Origin of the sequence: Arthrobacter sp. W4I7 (genome assembly GCF_030816215.1) — a bacterium.
Taxonomy (GTDB): Bacteria; Actinomycetota; Actinomycetes; order Actinomycetales; family Micrococcaceae; genus Arthrobacter; species Arthrobacter siccitolerans_A.
The window spans coordinates 4,510,140-4,537,056 of record NZ_JAUSXU010000001.1 but is presented as its reverse complement, the minus strand read 5'-3'; the positions used below and the strand labels follow the sequence as shown (position 1 = coordinate 4,537,056).

The 26,917-nt window shown below is 60.7% G+C and carries 18 protein-coding genes and 1 tRNA gene; 15 read left to right on the top strand and 4 right to left on the bottom strand.

From position 1 onward, the window contains the following. Window positions 1-118 precede the first annotated feature (118 nt). Window positions 119-1,714, top strand: a complete 1,596-nt coding sequence (locus QF047_RS20605; protein ID WP_307280967.1) for an IclR family transcriptional regulator — start codon at window positions 119-121, stop codon at window positions 1,712-1,714. A 12-nt stretch (window positions 1,715-1,726) separates the two neighbouring features. Here QF047_RS20605 and QF047_RS20600 read toward each other — a convergent pair whose 3' ends face one another. Beyond that, window positions 1,727-2,461: an AraC family transcriptional regulator gene (locus QF047_RS20600; RefSeq protein WP_307280965.1), complete on the bottom strand. Its 735-nt coding sequence runs from the start codon at window positions 2,459-2,461 to the stop codon at window positions 1,727-1,729. A gap of 314 nt (window positions 2,462-2,775) precedes the next feature. Here QF047_RS20600 and QF047_RS20595 point away from each other — a divergent pair, with 314 nt between their 5' ends. Next, complete coding sequence (locus tag QF047_RS20595; RefSeq protein ID WP_307280963.1) at window positions 2,776-3,096, top strand: hypothetical protein; 321 nt, start codon at window positions 2,776-2,778, stop codon at window positions 3,094-3,096. A 759-nt stretch (window positions 3,097-3,855) separates the two neighbouring features. On the opposite strand, the gene QF047_RS20585 is transcribed toward QF047_RS20595, so the two are convergent. Then, complete coding sequence (locus QF047_RS20585; protein WP_307280962.1) at window positions 3,856-4,383, bottom strand: RNA polymerase sigma factor; 528 nt, start codon at window positions 4,381-4,383, stop codon at window positions 3,856-3,858. 383 nt (window positions 4,384-4,766) lie between these two features. Here QF047_RS20585 and QF047_RS20580 point away from each other — a divergent pair, with 383 nt between their 5' ends. After that, a complete protein-coding gene (locus QF047_RS20580; RefSeq protein WP_307280959.1) occupies window positions 4,767-6,479 on the top strand; it encodes an Hsp70 family protein in 1,713 nt (570 codons plus the stop codon). Window positions 6,480-8,434: 1,955 nt separating this feature from the next. Beyond that, entirely contained in the window at window positions 8,435-9,052 is a 618-nt protein-coding gene (locus QF047_RS20575; protein WP_307280956.1) for a neutral zinc metallopeptidase, read from the top strand. A gap of 346 nt (window positions 9,053-9,398) precedes the next feature. Here the strand turns inward: QF047_RS20575 and QF047_RS20570 are convergent, their stop codons facing one another. Next, on the bottom strand, window positions 9,399-9,926 hold the full coding sequence (locus QF047_RS20570; protein WP_307280954.1) for a sigma-70 family RNA polymerase sigma factor: 528 nt from the start codon (window positions 9,924-9,926) through the stop codon (window positions 9,399-9,401). 107 nt (window positions 9,927-10,033) lie between these two features. Between QF047_RS20570 and QF047_RS20565 the strand changes: the two genes are divergently transcribed. The 7 genes from QF047_RS20565 to QF047_RS20540 all read left to right on the top strand — a co-directional run bounded on the left by QF047_RS20565 (window position 10,034) and on the right by QF047_RS20540 (window position 17,661). Further along, window positions 10,034-10,324, top strand: coding sequence for a hypothetical protein (locus QF047_RS20565; RefSeq protein ID WP_307280952.1), 291 nt, complete (start codon window positions 10,034-10,036; stop codon window positions 10,322-10,324). After that, entirely contained in the window at window positions 10,206-12,173 is a 1,968-nt protein-coding gene (locus QF047_RS20560) for a dynamin family protein (RefSeq protein ID WP_307280950.1), read from the top strand. The genes QF047_RS20565 and QF047_RS20560 overlap by 119 nt, the downstream gene beginning before the upstream one ends. A 35-nt stretch (window positions 12,174-12,208) precedes the next feature. Next, window positions 12,209-13,426, top strand: a complete 1,218-nt coding sequence (locus tag QF047_RS20555; RefSeq protein WP_307280948.1) for a C39 family peptidase — start codon at window positions 12,209-12,211, stop codon at window positions 13,424-13,426. Continuing rightward, window positions 13,423-14,004: a nucleotide exchange factor GrpE gene (locus QF047_RS22400; protein WP_373427783.1), complete on the top strand. Its 582-nt coding sequence runs from the start codon at window positions 13,423-13,425 to the stop codon at window positions 14,002-14,004. The genes QF047_RS20555 and QF047_RS22400 overlap by 4 nt, the downstream gene beginning before the upstream one ends. A 249-nt stretch (window positions 14,005-14,253) precedes the next feature. Continuing rightward, window positions 14,254-16,260, top strand: a complete 2,007-nt coding sequence (locus tag QF047_RS20550) for an Hsp70 family protein (RefSeq protein ID WP_307280945.1) — start codon at window positions 14,254-14,256, stop codon at window positions 16,258-16,260. Beyond that, on the top strand, window positions 16,257-16,634 hold the full coding sequence (locus tag QF047_RS20545) for a GTPase (RefSeq protein ID WP_307280943.1): 378 nt from the start codon (window positions 16,257-16,259) through the stop codon (window positions 16,632-16,634). The genes QF047_RS20550 and QF047_RS20545 overlap by 4 nt, the downstream gene beginning before the upstream one ends. 91 nt (window positions 16,635-16,725) lie before the next feature. Beyond that, window positions 16,726-17,661, top strand: coding sequence for a hypothetical protein (locus QF047_RS20540; RefSeq protein ID WP_307280941.1), 936 nt, complete (start codon window positions 16,726-16,728; stop codon window positions 17,659-17,661). Window positions 17,662-18,076: 415 nt separating this feature from the next. Here the strand turns inward: QF047_RS20540 and QF047_RS20535 are convergent, their stop codons facing one another. Continuing rightward, complete coding sequence (locus QF047_RS20535) at window positions 18,077-18,877, bottom strand: hypothetical protein (protein WP_307280938.1); 801 nt, start codon at window positions 18,875-18,877, stop codon at window positions 18,077-18,079. Between the two features lie 515 nt (window positions 18,878-19,392). Here QF047_RS20535 and QF047_RS20530 point away from each other — a divergent pair. The 4 genes from QF047_RS20530 (at window position 19,393) to QF047_RS20515 (ending at window position 26,801) form a co-directional block, all read left to right on the top strand. Beyond that, on the top strand, window positions 19,393-21,039 hold the full coding sequence (locus QF047_RS20530) for a tetratricopeptide repeat protein (RefSeq protein WP_307280935.1): 1,647 nt from the start codon (window positions 19,393-19,395) through the stop codon (window positions 21,037-21,039). 995 nt (window positions 21,040-22,034) lie between these two features. Continuing rightward, window positions 22,035-23,516, top strand: coding sequence for a tetratricopeptide repeat protein (locus QF047_RS20525; RefSeq protein ID WP_307280933.1), 1,482 nt, complete (start codon window positions 22,035-22,037; stop codon window positions 23,514-23,516). Window positions 23,517-24,522: 1,006 nt separating this feature from the next. Next, a tRNA-Arg gene (locus QF047_RS20520) sits at window positions 24,523-24,595 on the top strand. A 301-nt stretch (window positions 24,596-24,896) separates the two neighbouring features. Beyond that, window positions 24,897-26,801 carry a hypothetical protein gene (locus tag QF047_RS20515; RefSeq protein ID WP_307280930.1) on the top strand — a complete coding sequence of 635 codons (1,905 nt, stop codon included), beginning with the start codon at window positions 24,897-24,899 and terminating at the stop codon, window positions 26,799-26,801. Window positions 26,802-26,917 lie beyond the last annotated feature (116 nt).

The window sequence follows — 26,917 nt, the reverse complement described above, 5'->3', positions numbered from 1 at the left end:
AGTGTCTCACTTGGGGGTTGGTTCAAGAATGCCTGTGTTCCACGCCACTGTCAAGCGGTGGAGGCAGGGTTCACAAGGAGGAGGGCAGCGGGTGCGGGTGCCGTGGGATACTGCAAATATGGAGCAACTGGACCAGTCGGAACAGCGGGACGGCTCTAAAGAAGTCGTCGCCGTCATCGAGGCTGTGATCAGCCGTGCAGGCTACGGGTGGGGCGTCCGGGAGTTGGCCGAGGAACTGGGCGCGAGCCGAAGCACCGTCAACAGGATCCTCAGCCGGCTGGTTGAGGAACGCCTGGTGTCCAGGGACGTCAGTGGCGCCTACATCGTCGGACCGCGGCTGAAGGTCCTGTCCGCTGCGCTGCAGGAAGGCCATCCTCTTTTTGCCGAGGGGACGAAAATTCTTGGGCGCTTGAGCCGGGCGTCCGGGGCGACAGCTCTGATGGCTATCGAAAGCGGCAACCCGGAGCAGTGCTTCGTCCTGGCCTCCGTGGAACCTGATGCGCCGGTCCGGTACACGCTTCCGCCGGGTACGAACCTGCCCACCCATGCCGGTGCCCTTGGGCTGGCTATCCTTACCCGCCGTGGAACGGCTGGACTGCCGGAGGAACTGAAGAAGTTCACCGAAGCCTCGCTCGACAGCAGGACACGGATTGAGAATGCGCTGCAGAGCTACGCCACTGTGGGCGCAGTCGTCAGCATCGGCCAGCATATTCCCGACGCCGCCGGCATCGGCGTGCCGTTCACCGTCAACGACCGGCTGTTCGGGTCCCTGTCATTGTCCCGGCCGCGGAACGAATTCAAGGAATCAGACATCGAAGCCGGCGCGGAGCTGCTCAGCGAAGCTGCCCGGGAACTCGAGTCCCTGCTCACCGAGCGCACCGGCAGCAGGAACACCGCCCAGGTCCTGCCTGAAGCGGAATCGTCCGCACTCATTCAACGGATCGCGGCCATCATCGCGGCGTTCTGTTCCGAGCCGATGGCCGAGCTGTCGCTGCAGGACCTTTCGAGTTTGTGGGGAACCCGGTCGGTGGCTACCCGCCGGCTTGCTGAATCAGCCCGCGATGTGGGGCTGATGACCACACTGGACAACGGAGCCTGGATAGCCGGCCCGACGCTGCTGCGCTGGTCATCCTCGCTCGGCTCCGGCCACGACCTTCCGCAACTGGTGGACGAGGACCTGCGCGGACTCAGCGGGCAAACGGGCGAAACCACCACCCTGGCCCTCTACGACGCGGACACCGAAGTTGCCCACATCGGACGAACAATCGCCGGAGCCCGGAATGTCCGCTACGTCCTGGAAGAAGGCGAAGAAATTCCATTGACCGCCGGAGCTGCAGGCAAAGCCATCCTCGCCCACCTGCCCGAACACGTAAGCGCCAGGATAGGCAAAGAAGCGGGAGTTTCAGAACAAGAGCTTGAGGATATCCGCTCCCAGGGCTGGGCTGCCACCGACAGTGAACGAGTCCCTGACGCCCACGGCATCGCCGCACCATTCTTCGTCAACGGCATCATTCGAGGGTCGGTCACCGTCACGGTCCCCAACCACCGCGTAGCCGGAACCCCACCAACAGAGCTCACCAGCGCCGTAGTCTCCACGGCCCACCGACTCTCACGCCTGCTCACCGTCAAAAGCGCAACGCTCCCTGCCGGCCGTGAAGGCAACCCCGGAGAGCTGGAATCTGAACCCGACGCCGTCTTCGCTGCCGCGCAATAAGCCATGACTGGTTCACGGCGCGAAAAAGTCCGCTACAGCTGAAGTCAGTGCGGCTCTAGCGGCTAAACCACGTGGAGCGGAGAAGCAGTTCCTACCGCTTCTGCAGCCCGCCAAGAGCGTTTTTGTCAGGTTGGGGTGTGCTCCAACTGGGCACCAGAAAAGTGTGGTTCTGGGGAGCAAGCCTGACGCTGACTGCTGGATGCGTTGGCGGTAGTTCCGCGGGGTTTCTCCCGTGTCGTTGAGGAAGTGTCGGTTGAAATTGGAGAGGTTGGTAAAGCCGACTTCGTAGCAGATGTTGAAGATGGGCTTGTCGCTGCGTTTCAGCAGGCGCCGGGTGTGGGCCAGGCGAAGCTTGCGGACCAGGTCGCTGAAGTTTTGGCCGGTGGCGCGTTTGAAATACTTCGAGAAGGAAGCTTCCTGCATTCCTGCCATCGCCGCTGCCTCGGACATCTTGACGCTGCCGGCATGGTTGCTGAACACGTACTCCAGTACGATGTCCACCACTGCCGCGGCCCGGCCATCAAGTTGCGGCCTTAACCATTCCTCCGCCAGGTAGCGGCGGTTTTCCTCGGGGGCAATGGACAGGACCCTGAACAGGGAGAAAAGGTGTGGAAGCCGCTCCAAACCTTTTGAGGCCCCCATCGCCTCAATGGCTGTTGCGGCGTCCTTGGCCGAAACTCCAACGAATTCGATGCCCCGCGCCGACTGCTCCAGCAAGGGTCTGACCTCGGCCGGCTCGGGAACCACGGAAGCGGCCTGCCCGACCCAACTTCCCTCGAATTGGATGACGGCGTCCGGTTTTCCAGCACTTCCCCGGGCTCCAGGTCACTGACCCAGTCGTGCGGCAGCCCGGATCCCATCAGGGCAACGTGGCCGGCCTCGAAGGTGCCGATGTGGTCTACGACGATGAATTTCCGGTGCCCTTCCGGATGAGGTGGATCTCGTACTCGGGATGGTAGTTCCACCTGCGCGCAGCATGTACGTTGATGATATGGCCATTTGGGACCACTCTTGCAGTACGCGGACGGCAGGGTTCACGTCATCCTTGGAAGGTCCTCATAATGCCCGGCGTTCTTGACTTTCGCGTCCAAGTCCTGCTCTCCTTCCAACGAGCACTCTGGGACATGGTTACGCCGCCCTTGCGTGGCGTCGCGATCCGGCTTGCCGAACCATTGATCGAAGCCAGATTTATCTACGAACACGAGCCCGCCGAGGACGAAGTTCAGATTGTCGCTGAGGTCGAGACCTACGTCATCGCTGACTTCACGCCCCCCACGAACGTCAGCTTCAAGGCAGTTGGGGTATTGCCCCCGGCACCTCGAGAGCTTCTCTCCAGGGAGGAGTGGATTTATCTTCGCCGCGAAGCTGGTATCAAGGCGTGAAAGGGTTCGACATCTAAATCTGCGGTCTTAGTGGTGGGTTCGAGCTGCACCGGTATGTAATGGCCGCTTTCTCTTCGATCCTCTCTTCAGGTGGCGAACGTCCCGGCAAAGGTTGCAGCTGCGCACGACGGGCGGCTCCCTGCGGGCACCGGCCCTCTGGTGGCCGGATGGACCCTCACTCTGGTGATGCGCATAGCTGGCCGCAAAACTTACCTGACCAGCTCGACGGCCCAGCCGTGCCGATCCTCCGGCCGCGCCTCCAGGGCACCGTAGCCCGAACCACCACTGACCAAGGCCCCAGATGAACCGGTCAAGAAGGAGCGCGTCCCGTAAGCCGGTCCTGAAGCGGAACCCTCAGCAGCGCTCCTTCTGTGGCGGACGGCGGGGAGATCGCAGTGTTTGGGGTGTACCGCGACGCCGTGCGCGCCCAGGAAGCCTGCACTCTGTCTGCCGAATCCAGGGCCGGGACGGCGTCCTAATCGGCGGCCGCGGCGAGCGTAGAAAGCACGTCCCCGGTGGCGGGATCGTGGACATCGAACGTGCCTCCCTCAGACGCGTCCCGTTCTTCCGCAACCGGGCGTCTTTACACTGGCGCGAGCCTGCTTGAGGAGGATATGGGTGGAGAACATGTCCCGGGGCTTGCACCGAGTCCCTTGTCCACGTCCGTCCGGCAGCGGGTCGTCATCGAGGTGGCGGGAACAATCCTGGGGTTCCTCGCATCGAATCATTCATGGAAAGGAAACCGCTACAACAAGCTCGTCATTCGACGGTGAGGGCGGCCCGTACCGCCGAACGGGCACGATTCAGCCGGGACTTTACTGTCTGTATCGGGATCCCTTGATGCTCGGCAATCTCCTCGTAGGTGAGGCCGCCGTATTCGCGGAGGACGAGGGCGACACGGAAGTCTTCGGGAACCTTCCGCAGAGCCGCCTGAATTTCATCGTGCAGGGCGATAGCGTCCTCGAAGCCGGGGTTAGGTGGGAGATCAAAAATTTCTTCGACGGGGACTTCCCTGCGTCGGCGAACGATGCCGAGCGCGGCGTTCGCGGCGATCCGGTAAATCCAAGTCGAGAACTGCGACTCGCCTCTGAACCGCGGCAAACCACGCCAGATTGCGACCATGCACTCCTGCACCGCGTCCTCAGCGTCGGCGGGATGTCCTGTCACCCTTACGCACACAGCCCAGAGTTTGTCTCGGTGCGGGCGAAGCAGTTCCTCAAAGGCCCGGGCATCCCCGGCACGGGCGCGATCGATCAAAGACACTTCCGATGCATCATCGTTGATCATCGAAGGCACCCCTCACTTCGGCAGCTATGCAGGGTAAAACTTCTCCGGCCGGATTTACGGCAGACTATAGCGCACACCGCAAGTGACGAGGAATAAGGAGAAGGCTCAATGATGACCGAAATACCGGAGACTGACACCGATCCCGACTACGCCTTCGATGATGACTACATCCTGGGCCCCCCTCCAAAATGAGGGCCACCACGGTTCCTCCGCGGCGGAACTGCGACTCTCGAGTTCGTTTGCGCCGGTGCCGAATACGCGATGGTCGCCGAGCCCCCTATCTACATGGGATGCAGCAGGGCAACCAATGACATCTCATGGGGCTTCGATGCGCTCACCAGAAAAGGTCCAGCTAGTTTTTATGCCAGCGTAGGGAGCAGCTCATGACCAACCACGCGGGCGCCTGGATATTGGCAATTGACTTCGGGACATCGAACACTGCAGCCGCTATCCGCAGCGGGGGAAGAAACGACGTCTTGGAGCTGTCGCGCGGATCACGGACGATGCCCTCGGGAGTAATCCTTGACACCGGAAACGGACCCTTCGTCGGGGAGACGGCAGAGCGTCTCCGAGCCATCTACCCACACGCCTATGAGGAAAGCCCAAAACGTCTGGTTGGCATGCCCCCTAAAATATATGACGGCCGTCCCATCCTTGCCGAAGAATTCGTCGCGGAAATCTTCCGGGAGGTCAGACGGGTTGCTTTGGACCGGAAAGCAGGGGTGAAACCGGCCAAAGTTGTCCTTACTCATCCGTCCGCATGGGGCGGACGACAAAGGCAACAGCTACTCCGCGCCGCTGAAAGCGCCGGGTTCGATCGGCGTACTATCGTGCTCGTGGAGGAACCGATCGCCGCCGCCCACTACCATGAGTCAGTCGGACAGCCGATTCCGGTAGGGGGCCAGGTTCTGGTATGCGACTTCGGTGGTGGGACCCTCGATTTAGCCTTGGTGGAGCAAACCGACGATGGCGAGTTCGAGGTGAAGGACGTCGAAGCGATTGAAAACCTTGGTGGGAACAATCTCGATGAAGCGTTGTGGGATTGGACCCTAGCCCAAATCGAGGCCAAGCACCCCGAAGCGATCACCCGCCTCCGCAGCCCCCAAGGACGCCGGGAAGAAGCGAGGCTACGTGATCAAGTCCGTAAGGCCAAGGAGGAACTCTCATTCCGTCCGGCCACAGACATCCCTGTGCTTATTGGAGACGACTACGACGACGCGTACCGACTGACCGCTGAGGAATACGAGACGCTAATTCGTCCCCTCGTTGAACAGGCAGTCGCCCTAACGAGGACATTGCTGGACCGCAACGACACATCCAAAATCGTCAAGTTCTACCTCACCGGCGGGTCGACGTTGACCCCACTTGTCGCCAGGGCGTTAGCACAGGCCACGGGAATCACCCCCACCCGTCTCGAAGACCCGAAAACGGTGGTCGTCGACGGTGCACTGTCAGCCGTCGCGGCAGTACCGGCACAACCCCTTGAACCCGAATGGGAACACTTTGAGTTCCACAGCACCTTGCAGCTCGCATCGGTGCGTTGGGCGTTTACCGGGGCGGCGCTCCTTTGGGTCAGCGGAATCCTGTTATTCATCTCTCTTCAAGTCCTTGCCAGCAGCGGAAATGGCGTACCGGGAGTCATCATCGCTTTTCTGAGCCAAGCTGGCGCGATGGCTGCTTTGTTCGCTCACCACCTAACCCGACCGTTGAAGGAAGGGAGGGTGGTGGTTTATATTTACGCAGGGTTGGTGGCCACTAGTCTCATGATGGCCCTGTCGGTTCAAAACGCCGCTCTATACGTTTTCGCCCATGCAGGGTTGTTCGGGGGCTGCCTAGTCTTTGTTGGTGTGCGGCTGTGGATCACAGCCCGGCAAAGCATTAGCCCCTATGTCCAGAGTCTCAAAGCTCCGAGTCTGTGGTTGATCGTGTCCGGGGCACTACACATCTTGACCCTGATGTCGATTATCGCTTCCGAATGGTTCTTGTTGGATTGGGTGTGGCCCGCAGCCATTGTTGGCGTAGGCGTCGGATATAGCATCTCAGCGAAGAAACTGAAGCGTGAGCTAGGGCCTTGGCCAAATCGCAGATTCAGATAAAGAGGATGGATTTCGTTCCCCTTGCCTCCTTTCGGCCAAACTCCTGCCGGGGTGGTTCTACAAGGATTCCTACACATTCCTCGCACCAGACGGGCAGGCTAACGTAATAATCTCGACAGAAGGCCTCAGCGAGGATATGGACACGCAAACTTATGCGGATACCCAGGGGTCCCTTCTTGAGAACGAGTTCCCAGGGTACGAAGAACTTGCCATGGAACCATATGTCGTTTCCGGCGTAGTTGGTCATGGCTGGCTACGAGAGTTTATTGGACACCGCCGGACGGAGCCCCGGTGCAGCAAACGCAAATTTACGTAGTTCTATTTGGGCGTGGCTTCGTTGCTACGGCCACTTCGCCAGTTTCGGAATACGAGAGTAACCCGGCTGACCTTTCTGCAATTCTGGTAAGTATCAGAGTTCACGCCGATGCCACGGAACGATTACAGCGGTGGTTAAGCGATGACACCTAATAGATGTCATCAGGTGCCGCACACTCACATGAGGTCATGCTTTCCCGACGGTTAAGTGACTGATTCCGCTATTTCATATGAGTTCTACGCTGGTGGGGGAGTGGTGGCCGTCGCTCGATAGTCTCGTAGACAAGGGCTGTTGCGTCGCCGAGGGCCAGGAATGCCGGCCGTATGGAGTGAAGATCTTCTTTTCGCCAGCCTCCAAGTCCCTTTCTCCTTCCAACGAGCTTGGCACATGATCACCCGCCCTCGCGCGGCGTCGCGATCCGGCTCCAGCTGTAGAGGTTCAACTACGAACACGAGCCCAAAAGGACGAGGTTCAGATAGTCGCTGAAAGTCGAGACCTATGTCTGTTGCTGCGCGACTATTAATGACATGGTGCAGGTCCTCCACCGTCGACCTCATTCGCGTTTGGAAGGTCCGCCTGCCGGATTGGTAATTCAGTAAGAGTGGTGACGCCCATGAGTTGCGAAAAGTTAGACAGCGGGCAGTTGGTATTTCTCAAGGACCAAGTCGGTCTTTTCCGTAGCGACCAGCTGCCTGACCTGGCTGCGGACCTGCTTGTCCGCGGTTACGATTCTCCTTCTCTTCGTGAGCTGGCCGGGCGCCCCCGGAATGATCCGGCAGGGGCCCGCGATCTGTGGCTGCAGGTAAGGGCAGAGTTGAACAGACCGGTTGAGGATGACGACTTGGCCCGGCGCCGCCTAATCCGATATTGGCTGTGCCAGATAGCTGATGGGATTGACCCAATTTCCGCTGCAAGCCTCCTATACACGCACGGATGGATGGCCTTGGACCGCCCTGAGTTCCTGAAAGTTCTTGTCGATCATTTGGATAATTGGATTGACATGCCCCAAATCAGCGAAGAGGAGATGAGCCGCAAGCTCGCGGCGGCTGCACGTGCCATCCTTCAGCGGTGGTGATGACCGCTTTTGGAGACGCCCGCAGCTTAACCCTTCAAGCTTGTTCTCCCGCCCTCTGTAGGGATAAAGGAAGCTGATTGTCCATGCCGGTGCCCTGCAAGAGGGTAGCTGAATTGTATGGACAGGCGCTGCCTTGGCTCCTATCCTGACCGTTGAAGGGGAGTTCTCATCAGGCACCGTTCTGGTCTCGTTAGGCCAGAGGAGTTTGCCGTGAACCGATTCTTAGCCTCGATTGCTATTTTCTTCGCTGCCGCTATGGCCCTCGCCTCGTGCAGCTCAGGAGCAGGCCGCGGTAGCCCATTTGTTGAGGCAGATCCGGAATCGCCGGCTCGGAGTGCCCCTGTCAGTCTCCCTCAGACGCCAGTTACTACTGCCCCCACCCCTGGATCCTCGACGACGGCGGTGCCCCGGACAACTGCCGCTACCCCGCCGGCCGCTCCTAGGACGACGGCAGCCGCACCCCCGGAGACAGCTGAGCCAACTCCAGCTCAAGGTCAGGATGCGCACCCGGACACCATGTACTGCCCGGGCGGATCGCATGAAGGATGCCACACCAAGGCTGACATGGAGACTTTCCTTGACCATATGTTGGCGCTGATTGCCCCTATGTATGACGAGGTCTATGGGGTGTCGAACCGGCCGGCCAACTTCTACTTCGTGGGCACCGGTCGAGCCGGCCTCCCCGCGCCTTGTACGGATACAAAGGGCAATAGCCTCCTAACCTCCGACCAGGACTTCTACTACTGTCCAACCGATCAATCTATCTACACGGGCCAGGAACAGTTATGGAGGTACTACTACGACATCGGTGATGCCGCACCCTTCGTCGCGTATGCCCACGAGTGGGGGCACCACATCCAGACAATTAGTGGAGTGCATAATGACCTTGCGGATAATGCGACAGCTGAGCAAGTACGAGTGCATTCGATCCGTCTGGAGAACCAAGCGGATTGCTTTGCGGGGGTGTGGCTCTTTTACGCCGACACTAAAGGGTGGCTTGAGTACCCTGACGACGCTGGAGACATCGGGCAGATTTTGCAGGAGATTGCGTCCAGCGACGCCAACCCGGAACGCGATCACGGAAATCTCGAAGAGAGAACGGCGTCGCTTCTGCATGGGTACAACCAGGGTCTTCGGGGCTGCAACGCGTTTTTCCCCAACACGCCCATTTATCAGGGCTGACCTCCGGCGCGGCAACCGACCGTACGCTGTTGTTTCTGGTCGGCTCGTATCGCCGTCTGATCAGATCCTGCTGCCCCCCCGTTGTCGGCTCGTTCGCCCTTTTACCAGCTCTTACGGCAATGACGGGGCCAGAGGCGCCCGTGACCGGTCCCAAGCTGGCGTTGCTCATGGCAACGGGCGCGAGCCTGCTTGAGGAGGATATGGGGTGAGAACGTGTTAACCGGGCGTGCATCTGGTTCGTTGTCCACGTCCGTCCGGCAGCGGGTCGTCGTCGAGGTGGCGGGAACAATTTTGGGGTTCCTCGCATCGAATCATTTATGGAATGGAAACCGCTACAACAAGCTCGTCATTCGACGGTGAGGGCTGCCCGTACCGCGGACCGGGCGCGGTTCAGCCTGGACTTTACTGTCTGTATCGGGATCCCTTGATGCTCGGCGATCTCCTCGTAGGTGAGACCGCCGTATTCGCGGAGGACGAGGGCGACGCGGAAGTCTTCGGGAACATTCCGGAGAGCCGCCTGAATTTCATCGTGCAGGGCGATAGCGTCCTCGAAGCCGGGGTTAGGTGGGAGATCAAAAATTTCTTCGACGGGGACTTCCCTGCGTCGGCGAACGATGCCGAGCGCGGCGTTCGCGGCGATCCGGTAGATCCATGTCGAGAACTGCGACTCGCCTCTGAACCGCGGCAAACCACGCCAGATTGCGACCATGCACTCCTGCACCGCGTCCTCAGCGTCGGCGGGGTGTCCTGTCACCCTCACGCAAACAGCCCAGAGTTTGTCTCGGTGCGGGCGGAGCAGTTCGTCAAAGGCCCGGGCATCCCCGGCACGGGCGCGATCGATCACAGACACTTCCGATGCATCATCGTTGATCATCGAAGGCACCCCTCACTTCGGCAGCTATGCAGGGTAGAGCTTCTCTGGCCGGATTTACGGCAGACTATAGCGCACTCGCAAGTGACGGGGAATAAGGAGAGGGCTCAATGATGACCGAAATACCGGAGACTGACACCGATCCCGACTACGGCTTCGATGATGACTACATCCTGGGCGACCCTCCAGCGATGCCTGACGAAGTTTGGGAATCCTCGCTGGCTGCCGCCTTAAACTGGGCAGACGTGGACGAGTCCCTGTACCCGGAGGACATAGTGACAGATGTCAGTGGAGCCGAGGGGTTGCAAATTGACCTCGATGATATTGGCCCTGCTGGCTTCTACAGCGGGCAGGAGCCGGAGCGCTCAGAGAACTGGAACGATCATGATGACGGCCACTGACGCAGTCGAGACGTCCGCCGAAACGGCGCTGAACCAGGCGCTGGCGGCACTCCGCAACCGAGGCTCTAGCCTGGATGCTGACGCGATCGTCGAGTACCGAAACTGGTTCACCTCCCGGTCTGCGACCGTTGCCGTGGTCGGGGAGGTCTCGCGCGGGAAAAGCAGTGTAGTAAACGCCCTCATCGCCGACCCCACCTTCGCGCCGGTGGGCGAGGACGAGACCACAACAGTGTCGTTGTCATTCTGCCCGCCGACGGAGCGGCTGCCTGCCGGCTCGATCCATCTGGAGTTTCCCGGCGGCGAGCAGGCGATCAGTCGGGAGGAACTGTCGGACTGGGTGACCGCCAACGGGACGTATACCGGCACCGATGTCGGAGCGGCGCTTCTCGGTGTCTCCGCCGGTCACCATTCCCCCGGCCTTCCCGGCGTCATCGTGGTCGACACCCCCGGCGCCGGCGGACTCAGCGAGATCCACGCCCGACGTGCCGTCGTCACCGCGGAGCGCGCCGCAATCCTGCTCGCTGTCACCGACGCCAGCGGCCGGCTTAGCGCCCCCGCTATCCACTTCCTGGAGTCATGCACGAAGTTCACCCGCGCCGTGATCGTCGTGGTGAACAAAATCGACCGTAACCGGTCCGGTTGGGAGAAAGTGCTCGACGATAACCGGGCAGCGATCGCCTCCCATCTCGCCGCTAACCCCGAGGTCAGGTTCCCCCACGTGGAATTTGTCGGAGTCAGCGCCTTGTTCGCGTTGAAAGGGATAACCACTGGAGATAACCGTTGGACAGAGCAGAGTAGGTTTCCGGAACTCCAATCGGTGATCACCAACATCCTCGAAGGGGTGGACCGGTACGCGCTGGCGACTGCGCTGACCCAGGCGATACAAGTTTTGAACCGGATGAGTGAGCGTTTGCGGCAGGAGGAACAAGCAGCCAGTGGCACTGACGATGTTATTGATGATCTGAACCGGCACCGGTCGCGGGTGGCCGAACTCAGCAAAAAGATGAACCGCTACCAGCACCACATCTCCCAGCAGCTCACCCATTTACAGCTTGAAGTGGAAGGTGAATTAAGTGAGCGACTTCGCATGCTCGACGATCAGTGGCGGGCTTGGCTGGGGAAAAAGATCACAGGGATGTCGAAAGCGGATTTCGCGAACGCGCAGTCATCCATCGTCGCGGAACTGGACACAATCAGCAGCGAAATCCAACAAACCCTGGAAGAACGAGTCAGCTCCATCATCAAATCAATGTTCGAGTCCGCGGACCTGGACATACCGGTTGCGCTGATTGATGGGCCGGAGACGGAGGACCCTTCGCCGTTGAACATCCGCGGAGCTACCGGCACAGACCTGCGCAGCATTGGATTCCTTCTTATGGGATCCAACCTTGGCAGGGCAGCGTCGGCCCCACTGTCCGGTTTCATGGACAGAGCGCTCGGCGGAGGGCTCGGCGGAGGGTTCAGCAGCGTAATGTCGCTGGCCGGGATTGGTGTCGGGCTGATGTTCGGTGGCCGGATTCAGAAGCGACAGGCACTACTGGACGGTCTGCCACGTGCCTCCGCCGAACTGAAGGAGCACTTCCGCCGCAACCTCACCCGGTCGGTGTCTGCTGTTCGGGACGGTGCAGTACTCGAGTTCAAGGACGCGATCGATGAGGAGGTGGAACGGCTGAACAAGCTAATGGCGGACGCCCGTGCCGCGAAGCAACAATCCGACGAAGAGCGCCGGAAAGCAAAAGCAAACCTTACCAACGAGCGACGTGTGCTCGACGGGCTTCTCAAAGCAACAGAACGAGAACTGGCCCGGTTGACCCCTACCGGGAACCAAATGGGAATAACGCGCCTCTAACCCTCATTACACCATCTACGAAAGGCTCGATCATCATGACTGACATCGACAACGGAGTCCCGGACCCGGCCGAGGAGCCCACCCCTACCGCCACCCAATGGCAAGAAATTGACGCGACAGGGGACGGTGAGATTGACGGCGTGATGGGATGGTTGGAGGACTGGGGCAAGGTTGCACTCATCGACACAGACGGAGACGGCAACCTGGACGTTTTTCAGGTCGATACAAACGGCGATCAGATGGTCGATTTCAGCGTCGTCCGGGACGGAAACAGTTACACGCTGTCCAACGACGGGAACTACGACGGTACTGAGGACAACACCGTAACGCTATCCGGTGAGCAACTTGCGGAGCAGTTCCCGGAGCTATGGGCCCTCATAGGTGTCGACGCCGAAACAACGGCAACGAGCCCCGCAGGACCCCCGGTGGACAACGGCCAGATTATCGGCGACCCGTGGGAGTTCTCCACGTTGTGGTTTGAACAAAGCTACAACGGATACTGCGTCCCGGCCGCGATGCTACAAATTTACGAACTTTACACTGGCCAAGACCTTACCGAAACAGACTTTGTCAACTTGACCAACGAGGTCGGAGGGTGGTCCGTGGCAAACGGGGGTTTCGGTATGACCGCTCAGGGGTTGGCGGATGTCCTGAGCGCGGCAGGGATTCCCACCGAAACAAGTTACGACAACAGCATCGATGACCTGACAGCGGCCCTCGAAAACGACCAACCAATCCTGGTCGGCGTCGACTCCGGTGAGTACTGGGGTAACGACGAGGGCCCCGACAACGACGCCGAATCCGATCATCAAGTCATAGTCACCGGCATCGACACCGAAAACAACACCGTCATCCTGTCTGACACCGGCACCCCGGATGGGAACATGCTGGCAGTACCAATGAAAGTGTTCCTGGACGCCTGGGCCGACTCCGGCAACGAAATGGTAACCGTCACGATGGGCGTCGAGGAGTTCCAAGCTGCCGGCGGTATCACCCCAAATGAAGAAATCAACACAGACACGGTTGTTGACACCGAAACCCCTCGCCCGGACCTCGCCCCGGACGCGACAACCCCTCGCCCGGACCTTGCCCCGGATGTGACAACTCTTGGCCCGGACCTTATAAACAGGGCCTCAGACGACCATGCCTTTGCGTCAACCTTGAAGAGCAGTCCCAGCTGGCTGTTGCTGCCAGTCGTCATCGGCGTCACTGCCGCTGGAGCCGCCGCCGTAAAGAGGGCAACAAAGTTATGATCTCCCCGCTTTCAACTCCGGTTCCCTGCGTCCGGGACGCCGGACTGGAATGTCCGAACCAGCAAGCCTTAATCCCTTGGGAACTTTGGGCGCTACTGGCGTTAGCGACTGCACTAGCCGTCATCTGCCTGATCGGATGGGTCTTGGCCGCCCGAAGAGCCCGCCGGGCCGAACAATTCGTCGGCGGGCGGCGCAAAATCGCGCAACCAGCGCCGCCGACCGTTGTACCCACTACTCACCCCATCCCGGCCACACAGGTATCACAGCCCGAGCAGCAACCGGCTCGGCAGGTGATCGAAGAACTGATCGCGCTCGATGACATGACCGTCTCTCCCGCCATGTCATCCCAAATCAACAGAATCCTCCGCACAGCAGGAGCTGAAAAGGACTCACCTGAGCCAGGATCTCCATTCGACCCAAATCTGCACTCTGCCGTCTCCACCATCCCCGGAAACGGGGACGGGGACGGACCCTACACAATTGCTGACGTCATCCGACCCGGTTGGCGGATCGGTTCCACGATGATCCGGCCCGCCGAAGTAAGCGTGCAAGTCGGAACTGCAATTCCACACGAGTAGGAGGCACAAAATGAATACAAGAACAATGGTTGCTTGCTATCACCCTCCTTCCACAATGATGGCCACCACGGTCCGCGGCGGCAGAACGGCAGCTCTCGAGTTCGTTTGCGGCGACGTCGAACACCCGATGGTCGTCGGGCTTTTCTCCGCATCGGACGCAGCAGGGGAATCTACTGGCGTCTCATGGGGCTTCGATGCGCTCACCAGAAAAGGTTCGGATAGTTTTTGCGCCAGCCTAGGGGGCAGGTCATGACCGACCACGCCGACGCCTGGATTTTGGCGATCGACTTCGGGACGTCGAACACCGCCGCCGCTATCCGCAGCGGTGCAAGAAACGACGTCTTGGAGCTGTCGCGCGGATCACGGACGATGCCCTCCGGAGTAATCCTTGACACCGGAAACGGGCCCCGCGTCGGAGAAAAGGCGCAACGCCTCCGAGCCCTCCATCAAAATACCTACGAGGAAAACCCAAAAAACTTGGTCGGAATGCCCCCTCAAATGTACGGCGGCCGGCCAATCCGTGCTGAAGAATTCGTCGCGGAGGTATACCGGGAGGTCAGACGGATCGCTTTGGACCGGAAAGCTGGAGTGAACCCGGCGAAAGTTGTCCTCACTCACCCGTCAGCATGGGGCGGAGTAAAGACGCAACCGCTACGCCGCGCCGCTGAAAGCGCCGGGTTCGATCCGCGTACCATCGTGCTCGTCGAGGAACCGATCGCCGCCGCCCACTATTTCCGCCATGAGTCAGCCGGACAGCCTATTCCGATCGGCAGTCAGGTCCTGGTATTCGACTTTGGAGGGGGAACCCTCGATTTAGCGTTGGTGGAGCACACCGAGGACGGCGAGTTCGAGGTAAAGGACATTGAAGCCATCGAGAACCTCGGTGGAAACAATCTTGATGAGGTGTTGTGGGATTGGACGTTAGCGCAAATTCAGGCTAGGCACCCCGAAGCGGTCGACCACCTGGGCAGCTCCAACGGATACCGGGAAGAAGCGACGCTGCGCGAAAATGTCCGCAGCGCCAAGGAAGACCTCTCATTCGCCCCAGCCACAGAAATCCCTGTGATAATCGCAGACTACGACGACGTCTATCGACCCACCGCTGAGGAATACGAGACGCTAATTCGTCCTCTTGTTGAACGGGCAGTCGCCCTAACAAAAACATTGTTGGACCGCAACGAACCCTCTAAAGTTGTCAAGTTCTACCTCACCGGCGGGTCATCGTTGACCCCTCTTGTGGCCAGGGCGTTAGCGCAGGCGACGGGGATCACCCCCACCCGTCTTGGAGACCCGAAAACGGTGGTGGTCGACGGTGCACTGTCAGCCGTCGCGACAGGACCAGCACAACCACATCGACCCGTTCGTGGGCTCGTGAACGAACCAGACGAGCCTCCCCGCCCTCCCACACTGGTTCAGCCCCCGTCCCCGAACCAGCCAACGGACAAAACAAAAGAGCCTCCGCGCCCTCCCACACTGGTTCAGCCCCCGTCCCCGAACCAGCCAACGGACAAAACAAAAGAGCCTCCGCGCCCTCCCACACTGGTTCAGCCCCCGTCCCCGAACCAGCCAACGGACAAAACAAAAGAGCCTCCGCGCCCTCCCACACTGGTTCAGCCCACCCCTGGGAAAAGCACCATAAATCTCGCGTCGGTGCGTTGGGCTTTTATCGCGGCCGGACTCCTTTGGCTCAGCGGGGTATGCTTGTTCATTTCGCTTCAGCTCCTGGCCAACAGAAGCGCCCATGACGTAGGCGGGATGATCACCGCTTTTCTGTTGCAAGCTTGCGCGATGGCTGCTTTGTTCGCTCACCACCTAACCAGACCGGCAGGGGAAGCGCGAGTGGCAGCATTCTTATACTCAGGACTGGCGGCCATTAGTCTCGTGATGGCCTTTGGCGTGAATGATTTTGACGCGAGTGATGGCAGCGTAAATACGTACGCTATCGCTCATATGCTGTTCGGGGCCTGTCTGGTCTTTATTGGTTTTCGGCTGCTCACCGCTTGGCTAAGCATGGGCACGTACGGCCAAAGTCTTCTAGCTCCAGCTTGGTGGTTGATCCCGTGCGGGGCATTTTACATTTTGTCCCTTATCTCGACTTACTTTCGTTGGTTCTTCGTGTTGCAATGGGTGTGGCCCGCAACCATTGTTGGCCTAGGCGTCGGATACACCATCTCAGCGATTAAACTGAAGCGTGAGCTAGAGAACGATGCAGAGATTGTCGCGTCGAACGCCAACACCGGTACATCGCAACCATGACATCCAGTCTTGAGACAGCGATCCTCCACCTTTGCGACCAGTTTGAAGAGCTGGGCGGTGAACCAGCCGCACGGGTGACATCGGATATTCGGGCTCGTCTCGATCGCCCGCTCCGGTTGGCTGTGGTTGGGCGAGTGAAGGCCGGCAAATCAACTTTGGTGAACGCACTGGTCGGAGCGAGGGTCGCCGCGACCGATGAAGCGGAATGCACAAGCCTGGTCACCCACTACATCTTCGACCCGCCGGACCGTGCGGAGATCATCCTGACGGAGGGCGAGTCAATAGTTGTGAACATCATTGACGGAAGGCTGCCGGACCCGCTGCCGGTGGCTATCGACAAGATTTCCCCATCTGGTAGTGCACCTGCACCATGACACGTTACGAGACTACACACTAATCGACACACCTGGATTGGCGACGACTACGGCGGAGAACGAAACTCGCACCCGGTCAGCAATCTTCGGGTTGGACGGACCACGTCAGGCGGACGCTGTCATCTACGTATTCCGAGACCAGCAGTTCCAGTCAGACGTTGAGTTCCTCCAGGATTTCGGGCTGGCCTCTGGTGGTGCCTCGGCCAGTAACTCCATCGGAGTACTTTCTCATGCGGACGGGTTTGGGAACGGAGCTTGGGGTGAACATGACCCGATCGAAGCTGCGTCCGCCCGAGCACTCATACTGGCCCAACAACGATCCGCGGAACTGGCAGCTGTCGTCGCGGTCGCCGGAAAACTCGCAGAGTCAGCAGCTACCGGCAGGGTCCGCGAGGACGACGCCGTAGCCTTAAACGCACTGTCCACTACCGACGACATCGACTTGGTCACCGGGCAAGTGCCAATCGACCCTGACCGGTTCGAGCGCCTGGTTGACTTGATTGACGACTACGGCATCAGGTTTGGACGCGCCCACTCCGGGGGGGCGGTCCGGCTCAACCGGTGGTTGGAGGAAGTATCCGGCGTACAGAATCTCCGTCGGGCACTTACCCGGCAGTACGTAGGACGGTACCCGCAACTGAAAGCTAAGCAAGCTTTCAGCCAGTTGGAGCAGGCCGTGAAAAAGATGCCACGACCGATGCCGTTGATCCGGCTGCTGTCCGACGCGCGTGGTTCCCCCGAACTCCACCCGCTAGCTGAAATTACGGCTTGGGAGTCACTCGCTGCAACCAATGAAACGCATCCGCTCGAAAAGGTACTCGATCGCCTCCTCCGGGCGCGGGATGATGCCGGAAAAGTCGGGCTGCCATCGTCGGTGACGACCGAGGAGGTCGTCGCTGCAGCGACCCAGCAAGCAGCCGAAGCGCGAGAATACGTCCTCTCAGACGACCCCGTCATCGCTGCGGCCGCCGTGACCGTGTCACAGTCCTTAGCACTGATAGCGCTGAGAAACGGCATCAGCCCGTAGCTCGACCCGTCGCCACAAAAATCCGCATTGCAGTGTCACGTATTGACCTTTCGCCGACCTCCAGCCTGCAAGGTTGTCGGTGACCATTGCCATGGCCACCAAAACCTTCGTCTGCGGCAGTCCTCGTCGCCGGAACCATGCAGGGGGGCTTGTACCGGATGTTGTCCCAAAAGTAGATCAATCTCTTTGGACGGACAGGTCTTGCATCCGAGAAATTGCTGGGCGTCGCACCGAGAGGACGGCCGGCGACAGTGGCCTGCCCAGGTCCGCGGAATAGGACATGGGCTTCGTCCACGTCCTCAAACGTAGTCAGCTGAGCCAGAAATCCGAAGCGCTGGGCCGGTTGTTGGCGTTTCGGTCATCTCCGATGTCCTGGCCGTATGGCTTCCTCGCCAAGCAAGACGAATTCAAACAACTACCTCGGCCCGTACTTAAATCCATCAGGCACTGTCAAAGCTTGGTTGGCTCGATCCCAACTGTTTTGTATTTCGTTCACGATCCTTGCACCATTAGGGTCATTCATGATTTGGGGGATGAAGAGCGGAGCGGCAGGGCCCAGCGCTCCTCCGGGAGATGCGATGGGTAGGTCCACGCCGCCGGGTTGCCCCGTGTAGGGGTTGGTGGGGTTGGAGGGCGTGCCTGCTCCGCTTGAATCGGGTTGGATGGGAAGGTCCACGCCGCCGGGTTGCCCCGTGTAGGGGTTGGTGGGGTTGGAGGGCGCGCCTGCTCCGCCTGAATCGGGTTGGATGGGAAGGTCCACGCCGCCGGGTTGCCCCGTGTAGGGGTTGATGGGGTTGGAGGGCGCGCCTGCTCCGCCTGAATCAGGCTGGATGGGAAGGTCCACGCCGCCGGGTTGCCCCGTGTAGGTGTCGACAGGTTCCGGAGACGGAATGTTATCAGTGGACGTTGTGATGTCCGCCGCGTCTGGTTCGGAAGAAACATAGGGCTGGCCATACTGCTGACTGCTATCCACGTTTACGGTTTCAGGCTGTTCCACAACTCGACCAGGGCCGTAGTCGAGGATGGGGCCCTCGTAGCCGGCATCTTCGCTCGGATCGCATTGTGCTGACTCACCGTCAGTTTGATCTTGCTCTGCATATTCGGCGGATTCGGCTTCCAGCCCGTAAGAGTAAGATTCACTACCGTAACCCGGGACTACGGAGCCCGATTCGGTGAATTCACCGTTTGCATCCGACCAATTTTCGTCCCACTGCATGATTGCTCCCTATGGTTGTAGCGCTGGATGGTTGTAGCGCTACTTTTGTGGTTCGTTTATATGAGTGAGATGAAGGTGGAAATGTTCCCGCCATCTTGGGGACTGCCATGCCCTCCTCGTCTCCGTCGGCTGCGGAATGCCTCTAGCGCGTGGGCAATCTCCTCGAATGAGCTCAGCAGCTTTCCCGATGCTGCTGGGCGATGGGTTCGGACAGGATAAAGAGTTTTGAGCAATGCATCAGCCGAGCCCAACTGGAAAGCGGCAGAAGCTGGCCCTTTGGACGGCCGACGGGAACTTTTCACCCAGCTACTGCATCGAATCGAGTGTCGGAGTACCGGATGGGACGTGCCATGGCCAACCAGGAGGAATGCGACTTGATGATGACCGAGTCAAACGGGGACAGTTTCGGCTTCCGGGCGGCGGCCGAGCATCTTGGATACGGCAGGGCAGCCTACAGCGCGAAATGAACATTTTGCAGGGAGGCGAAGTAGCGGATGGGAACGGCTGAAGAATATTTGAGTAGAACCATCGAGTTGCTGCGGGACCAGCAACGGATCCTGGGCGCGGACCACCTGTCCACCCTCGCCACCCGCAACAACCTCGCCTCTTGGACGGGGAAAGCAGGAGACCCTGATGGGGCGATCGCCTTGTTTAGTGAATTGCTGCGGGACCAGCAACGGATCCTGGGCCCGGACCACCTCGACACCCTCACCACGCGCAGCAACCTGGCCTCTTGGACGGGGGAAGCAGGAGACCCGGCCGGGGCCATCGCCCTGTCCACCGAGTTGCTGCGGGACCAGCAACGGATCCTGGGCCCGGACCACCTGTCCACGCTCACCACGCGCAACAACCTCGCCTTTTGGACTGCAGCGGCAGGAGACCCTGGCGGGGCAATCGCCCTGTCCAGTGAGTTGCTGCAGGACCAGCAACGGATCCTGGGCCCGGACCACCTCGACACCCTCGCCACGCGCAACAACCTGGCCTCTTGGACGGGGGAAGCAGGAGACCCTGATGGGGCCATCGCCCTGTTTAATGAATTGCTGCGGGACCAGCAACGGATCCTGGGCCCGGACCACCTGTCCACCCTCGCCACGCGCAACAACCTGGCCTTCTGGACCGGCGAAGCAGGGAACCCTGCCGGGGCCATCGCCCTGTCCACCGAGTTGCTGCAGGACCAGCAACGGATCCTGGGCCCGGACCACCTGTCTACCCTCACCACGCGCAACAACCTCGCCTTCTGGACGGGGGAAGCGGGGAACCCTGCCGGGGCCATCGCCCTGTCCACCGAGTTGCTGCGGGACCAGCAACGGATCCTGGGCCCGGACCACCTGTCCACCCTCACCACTCGAAACACCCTCACGTTTTGGACAGGGCTGGCAGGAGACCTTACCGGGGCCATCGCCCTATCCACCGAGTTGTTGCGGGACCAGGAACGGATCCTGGGCCCGGACCACCTGTCCACCCTCACCACGCGCAACAACATGGCCTTCTGGACCGGGAAAGCAGGAGACCCTGCCGGAGCTGCCGCTTTGTTTATCGGGTTGCTGCGGGACAGGCAGCGGATCCTTGGGCCGGACCACCCCGACACCTTGGGAACGCGCGTCCACATCGCCTCATCGACCGGGGAAGCAGGAGACGCTGCCGGCGCTGCGGCTTTGTTTATCGGGTTGCTGCGGGACCAGCAACGGATCCTGGGCCCGGACCACCCGTCATCCCTGATTACTCGAAGCAGCCTCGCCTTTTGGAGTGCTGCGGCAGGGGACACTGGTGGGGCCATTGCCCTGTCCACCGAGTTGCTGCGGGACCAACAGCGGGTTGTGGGCCCGGACCACCTGTCCACCCTCACCACGCGCAACAACCTGGCCACTTGGACCGGGGAAGCAGGAGACCCGGCCGGGGCCATCGCCCTATTTAGTGAATTGCTGCGGGACCAGCAACGGATCCTGGGCCCAGACCACCCCGACACCCTGATATCCCGCAATGACCTCGGCTTTTGGACTGCAGCGGCCGGAGACCCCGCCGCAGCTATCGTCCTTTTCAATGAGCTGCTTCGGGATCAGGAGCGGATCCTGGGTCCGGACCACCCCGACACCATTAACAGCCGCAACATCATTGCCTACCTCACGGGGAGAACCGGAGACGATAGAGAAACTTCGAGATAGTTGAGTTATTGAATGTTGCATTATGCAGAACTGCATTCCTACCGCATGCTACGTACTCGAGTGCGACTTGGTCGCTATGTCGCCAAAAAGTTCCAGATCAACTGCCATCTAACAGGCCGTTATAGCGCCAGCGCCGCCCCCTGGCCCGCCAGAGCAGGCGGCGGTGGTGGTTGTGCACAGGGTCGAGAAGTGGAACCTGGGCGACAGGCCCGCCCCAGAACTGGCTGGCCTTGATCGTGTGTGGCTCATATAATGGGCCCACCCCAGGACGTAGAGGAGCCCGGGATGTGTGACGCCGATTTATGTGATCGTGGGCCACCGCGGCTGCCCGCGCCCACCGTCCTTGGCCGCCAACAGGATTTTTCAAAGTGTTCGAATTTGAGATTCAAGACCTTCGCCACATCCGTCTTCGTATAGGGGGATGGCACTTCCGAACTTGGCGCAGTGCATTCACGGTGCTTTCACGAGGATACCGCAGCCCGGAGCCCATATATACCGTTGAGTGGGAGGACGTAGAAGGCAACAGCGGTGGCCAGCTTGGAGCTTTCTACTCCCTACAGGTCGCCGAGGCATGCCGCACCCAACTTGTCGATGCTGAAGGCTACACGAACCTCGTGATCAATCTGATTCCTGTGCACACTAGGCTTAAGGACTGGGAGCTTGATCGCTGACCCACGCGGAGGGCAACGGTCGTACCCTCGGCACCTCTCAACGGGCAAAGCCATCGGTGCAGCGTGCTGACTCCGATCCTCACCGACCCGGCAATTTTCACCGTGTGTGAAAGTCCTTTCTCTACGTCTACAAAGGCAACATCTGATGCAGCACCGCTTTTGCCCCCGGTTGGCAAACACGGGGCAAACACAGGGGACGAGTCATGGGGCAGCGGACTGCAGCGGGAACTACGTGGCATGGACCGACGAGGAGTTGCTCCTTGAGACATGGGCAAAGTCCACGGAGGTGGACGTTCCAAAGCTGGGAGAAGACGGGGACCTGACGTGGCATTCGACGACGACGATGAGTGGCTGACCCAGCAACAGCGGCTTGCATTCACAACCGGGGCAGCCGGGGACCTTGCCGGGGCCATCAGCCAGTCCCGCAAACTGCTGGACTACCAGTTGCGGGTGCTGGGACCGGACCACCCCGACACTCTCACCACACGTAACAACCTCGCTTTCTGGACCGGAGAGGCCGGGGACCTCCCCGGTGCGATCAACGAGTTCCATGAACTGCTGGACTCCCGGTCGCGGGTGCTGGGCCCGGACCACCCCGACACCCTGATCACGCGCAACAACCTGGCCTCCTTCACAGGTGAGGCTGGGGACCTTGCAGGGGCCAGTAGGCAGTTCCGTGAACTGCTGGACGCCCAGCTGCGGGTGTTGGGCCCGGATCACCCCAAGACGCTAAGCACGCGCAGCAACCTGGCCTCCCTGACGGCATCGGCCGGGGACCTCGCAGGGGCGAGTGGGCAGTTCCGTGAACTGCTGGACGCCCAGTTGCGGGTGCTGGGCCCGGACCACCCCGACACCCTGATCACGCGCAGCAACTTGGCCTCCTTCACGGCATCGGCCGGGGACCTTGCAGAGGCGATCAGCCAGTTCCGTGAACTGCTGGACGCCCAGCTGCGGGTGCTGGGCCCGGACCACCCCGACACCCTGATCACGCGCAACAACCTGGCCTCCCTGACCGCATGGGCCGGGGACCCTGCAGGGGGGATCAGCCAGTTCCGTGAACTGCTGGACGACCGGTTGCGGGTGCTGGGCCCGGACCACCCCGACACCCTGATCACGCGCAGCAACCTGGCCTCCACCACCCGGGAGGCCGGGGACCCTGCAGGGGGGATCAGCCAGTTCCGTGAACTGCTGGACGACCGGTTGCGGGTGCTGGGCCCGGACCACCCCGACACCCTGATCACGCGCAGCAACCTGGCCTCCACCACCCGGGAGGCCGGGGACCCTGCAGAGGCGATCAGCCAGTTCCGTGAACTGCTGGACGCCCGGTTGCGGGTGCTGGGCCCGGACCACCCCGACACCCTGATCACGCGCAGCAACCTGGCCTCCACCACCGGGGAGGCCGGGGACCCTGCAGGGGCGATCAGCCAGCTCCGTGAACTGCTGGACGACCAGCTGCGGGTGCTGGGCCCGGACCACCCCGACACCCTGGGCACACGCAGCCACCTCGCCTTTTGGACCGGGGAGGTAGGGGACCCTGCAGGGGCGATCAGCCAGCTCCGTGAACTGCTGGACGACCAGCTGCGGGTGCTGGGCCCGGACCACCCCGAGACCCTGCGCACACGCAACAACCTCGCCTTTTGGACCGGAGAGGTAGGGGACCCTGCAGGGGCGATCAGCCAGCTCCGTGAACTACTGGACGACCAGCTGCGGGTGCTCGGCCCGGACCACCCCGACACCCTGGTCGTCCGCAGCAACCTCGCCTCTCTGAGGGAGGGCATTGGACGTGATCAGGATGGGACGGGTTGACCAAGGACTCCATGATCACAACCCCTGTTGCCGGATCCCCTTGAGGAACCAACAGAGCTGGACTGTACCCGCCACTGCACGGTGGTTGCGCTGACCTGCCAGCCTGGGCCTGCTCACGACTGGCGGAGTCGAAGCGGTCGCGAGGCTCGCCAGGGCCGACTTCGCGAAGCAGCTTGGAAGCATTCAAGGACGAGATCGACAACCGGGAATAGTCGGTCATCTGGCGTAGGAGCTGGCGTCCAATGCTGCCGCTCTTTCTGGTGGATGCAATCTTGAAATCACGGTGCTGTTGGCAAGTCCAGTAGAGGCGTCTAGAAAGGTAACACTGCATGCGGCTCCTGCCGGCATCCGCGCTCATCCGAAGCCGGCGACAGTTATGCCCGAAGCACCGAAACTGTCGACCGCTACGCCAGACAGCCCTTTTACAGGCACTCCCCCAGCCCCGGTCTTCGGACCGGGGTGTTTTTCGGTTGGTAGCTGCGGGTGGGTCGATGAGGAACTCGACCAGGATTTCGCCGGTGCCTTCAATCGGGGTGGCATCCCTTCCTTGCGCGAGGAGGATGACGGGTTTGTGCTCGCTACCACTGATGAGAGTGAAATCTCGATCAAAGGGATTGTTGGCCCTCCGAGATTTGCGTCTCAATGGGTCCCTTTGACAAGCGTTTTGGAGCTCGTTGCCGTCGATCACGAACATCCGAACACCCACCTCACGCATGAGTATCGCGCCAGCCGCTCGACGTCGGCGAGACGCTGCCGGGGCCGAAACGGCGCACTAATCCCGGAAAGCGGTGGCCGGCCAGCTTCCCTTCTTCCCCGTTGTCTTTGGCTGCTAACGAAGCTTTCGGAGCTGTGGCCGACGGAGCCCGGCGGAGTAGAATTCATGAAACATGGGAACTTTTTGTTCACTACAAGCCTCCAACCAGATGGAAGTTGTCTAGCTTGTTGAGTTAGCAGGCGAGAAAGCCAATGCCTGGGGATGCAGACCTGGCTTGATTTTTGGGCCAATCGACGTGTAGCTCAACAGCGAGAGCACTGGGCTTCTAACCCGGAGGGAGCAGGGGCAGCACCTGCCGCGTCGGCGAAGCGGCCACATTCGTGCGGCGGAGAGGATTGATGGTGTTCGGCTACGCATGGAGGCAGTTCCGCAAAGCACTATCCACCGCTGGGCTGACTTCCGACCCCGATGGCCAAGCTCGGGCCGAACGACGCGCCAAGTCGTGGATGCGCGTCCTCGATGGCATGGCGACCGGGAAGCTCAGGGTCGGGTCACCCGCGCCAGTGAATGGCTTCCCGGCATGGCTGACACCTGAGATCGTCCGGGGAGGGTTCGCCACGGGGGCCGCGGCGGCCGCAGGGCCGTTGGAACCGGATGAGATAACGATGGCCGACAACCTGGGGGTTGAGCATGACCGCGCCCACCTGTTCGCTTGGTTCCTGTCCGACGAGGGGATCCGAAAACTGGACGCCTGGTTGAAGTCGGGGTTGTATCGTTTGGATCTGCCCGAACATGGGGCACTTCTTAGCTTTGCGTGGCTGCTCCAACACGGTCGAGCGCATGATGCTTCCGAGATGGTGAGCGCATTGGAGCCTTGGGCCGGACAGGTGCGGTTCTGGCCGTATGAATTGACCGAGCCAGACGCGCCGGGTGTGCATGTAGCAACCCTGCCTGTTGTCTCGGCTCGGTTGAACGGGAAGCGGCCGCAACGACATGTCGAGGCAGAACGTGAGGCTCTGTCAGTCTGGACCCCTTTCACGGACAAGGTCCTCAGCCATTGGTGGGCCACTCGGTCCTCCAGTGGAATACTGGGGGCGGCTTTAACGCCTGACTGGATCGACGGAGCGAAAGAATTGCTGGCCGAGTACCAGCGTCTTGCCGCTGAGAACACGCTGACAAAGCGGCATACAGACCCGAAAGGGAATCTACAGATCCTGTTAACCGGCCTCTATGCCTGCGTGGGCGGAGAATTGGATTCCCGCCCGATGGGGCGGGTGCGCGTGGCTGCAGCGAACATGGTGGCGAAGCGCGGCGAACCAGGCTCACCACGTCTCGCCGAGCTTCGCGCCGCACAGGCCCGCACTGCTGCTAAACCATCCCACGCAGCCCTAGCCCATGACGCCGCAGCCCGGCTGAACGCGACAGGCCGCACGGGCGCCGTTGGAGATCCCGTGGCATTACTCCGAGGCACTCCTGCTGAGGCTCTGCCCTCAGTGCGGAAGATCACTCGTCAAGCCACTCAGGCCCCACTCCCGGTGCTCCTAGGCCATGGCATCGTACGGTCGGCAGAGGTGCTGGCCGAACTAGCCCCACAACTCACCGCCGAGACGGTCGCCTCCCGGTACTCAGACCCATCGGGAGGACTGCTCGCCAAACGCCTCCACCGTGCCTTCGCCAATCGGCGCAGCGTGCTCTTGCTGGACCGCAAGTCTCAAGTGACCGTTCAGGCACTTCCCTGGTTCAACCTGCTGGAGCAGACGGGCGTCCATGAGCAAAACCAGGCTCTCGCTCACGCGCAAGCAGTGGACCTCGCCACACTTGCCCTGCACCACTTCCCGGGAACGCTGATTCCAAACTCCCTCATACGGGAACTCACCCGACTCTTTGGACTCGCTTCCGAGGAGGTCCCTCTGACATACGAGTTGGCCTCGGACATCTTCATGGATTCATTCAGCCCGGTCTTCCTACGCGCAGCACAGGAGACTGCCACCGTGGTCGGCAGCACCCTCTACGCCCGCTACTACGGAATTGACTATGGCAGGATCCTGACCATGGGGACCACACAGGAGACGTCTTCTTGGCCACGGACAACGCCGCGGACTGTGGTGCCAGAATTCGACGCCCTTGTCCGCTCTCGAGCGTGCATTGGCCCGGCCCGCTGGGGTTATGACGTCGTCGCCAGCGGAAAAATCATCGAGCAGGCGCAGATCCTCACGACGCAGAACCTCGCCGTGTTGGTTAAAGCCGGGGTCACACTCGACTGGGGAACGCAAGCACGGGGCGCTTGGAACGTCGCCAAGAATCACCTGGCCAAGACGGCGGGAGCGAAGAACCTGCGTCATAGGAAGAATGCTGCCTACGCGTGGCGGCAGGCCATCTTTTACCTCGCGCTATCCCCCCTCGAGCAGGCTGCCGCCTTTGTTGACGACGAGACCGTAACTCACGGGTTGGGGCCCGCTGTCACGGTCCAGGCGGAGGCGATCTTTAAGGGACTTAGAGAAACGATCGAGGCAGGTGCACCTGCGGACGGTCCCTTCCTGGGGTGGGTCGCTCGACCGGGCCCTGGATGACAAAAGGGTCCGCAGCCCGAACAGAAAAATAACGGTCGTCGGTTTCGGTGCCTCCCGCGATGGCTTCGGCATCCGAGTCGGGTCCGAGCCTGTTCCTGCGCACTCACATGTTTGAG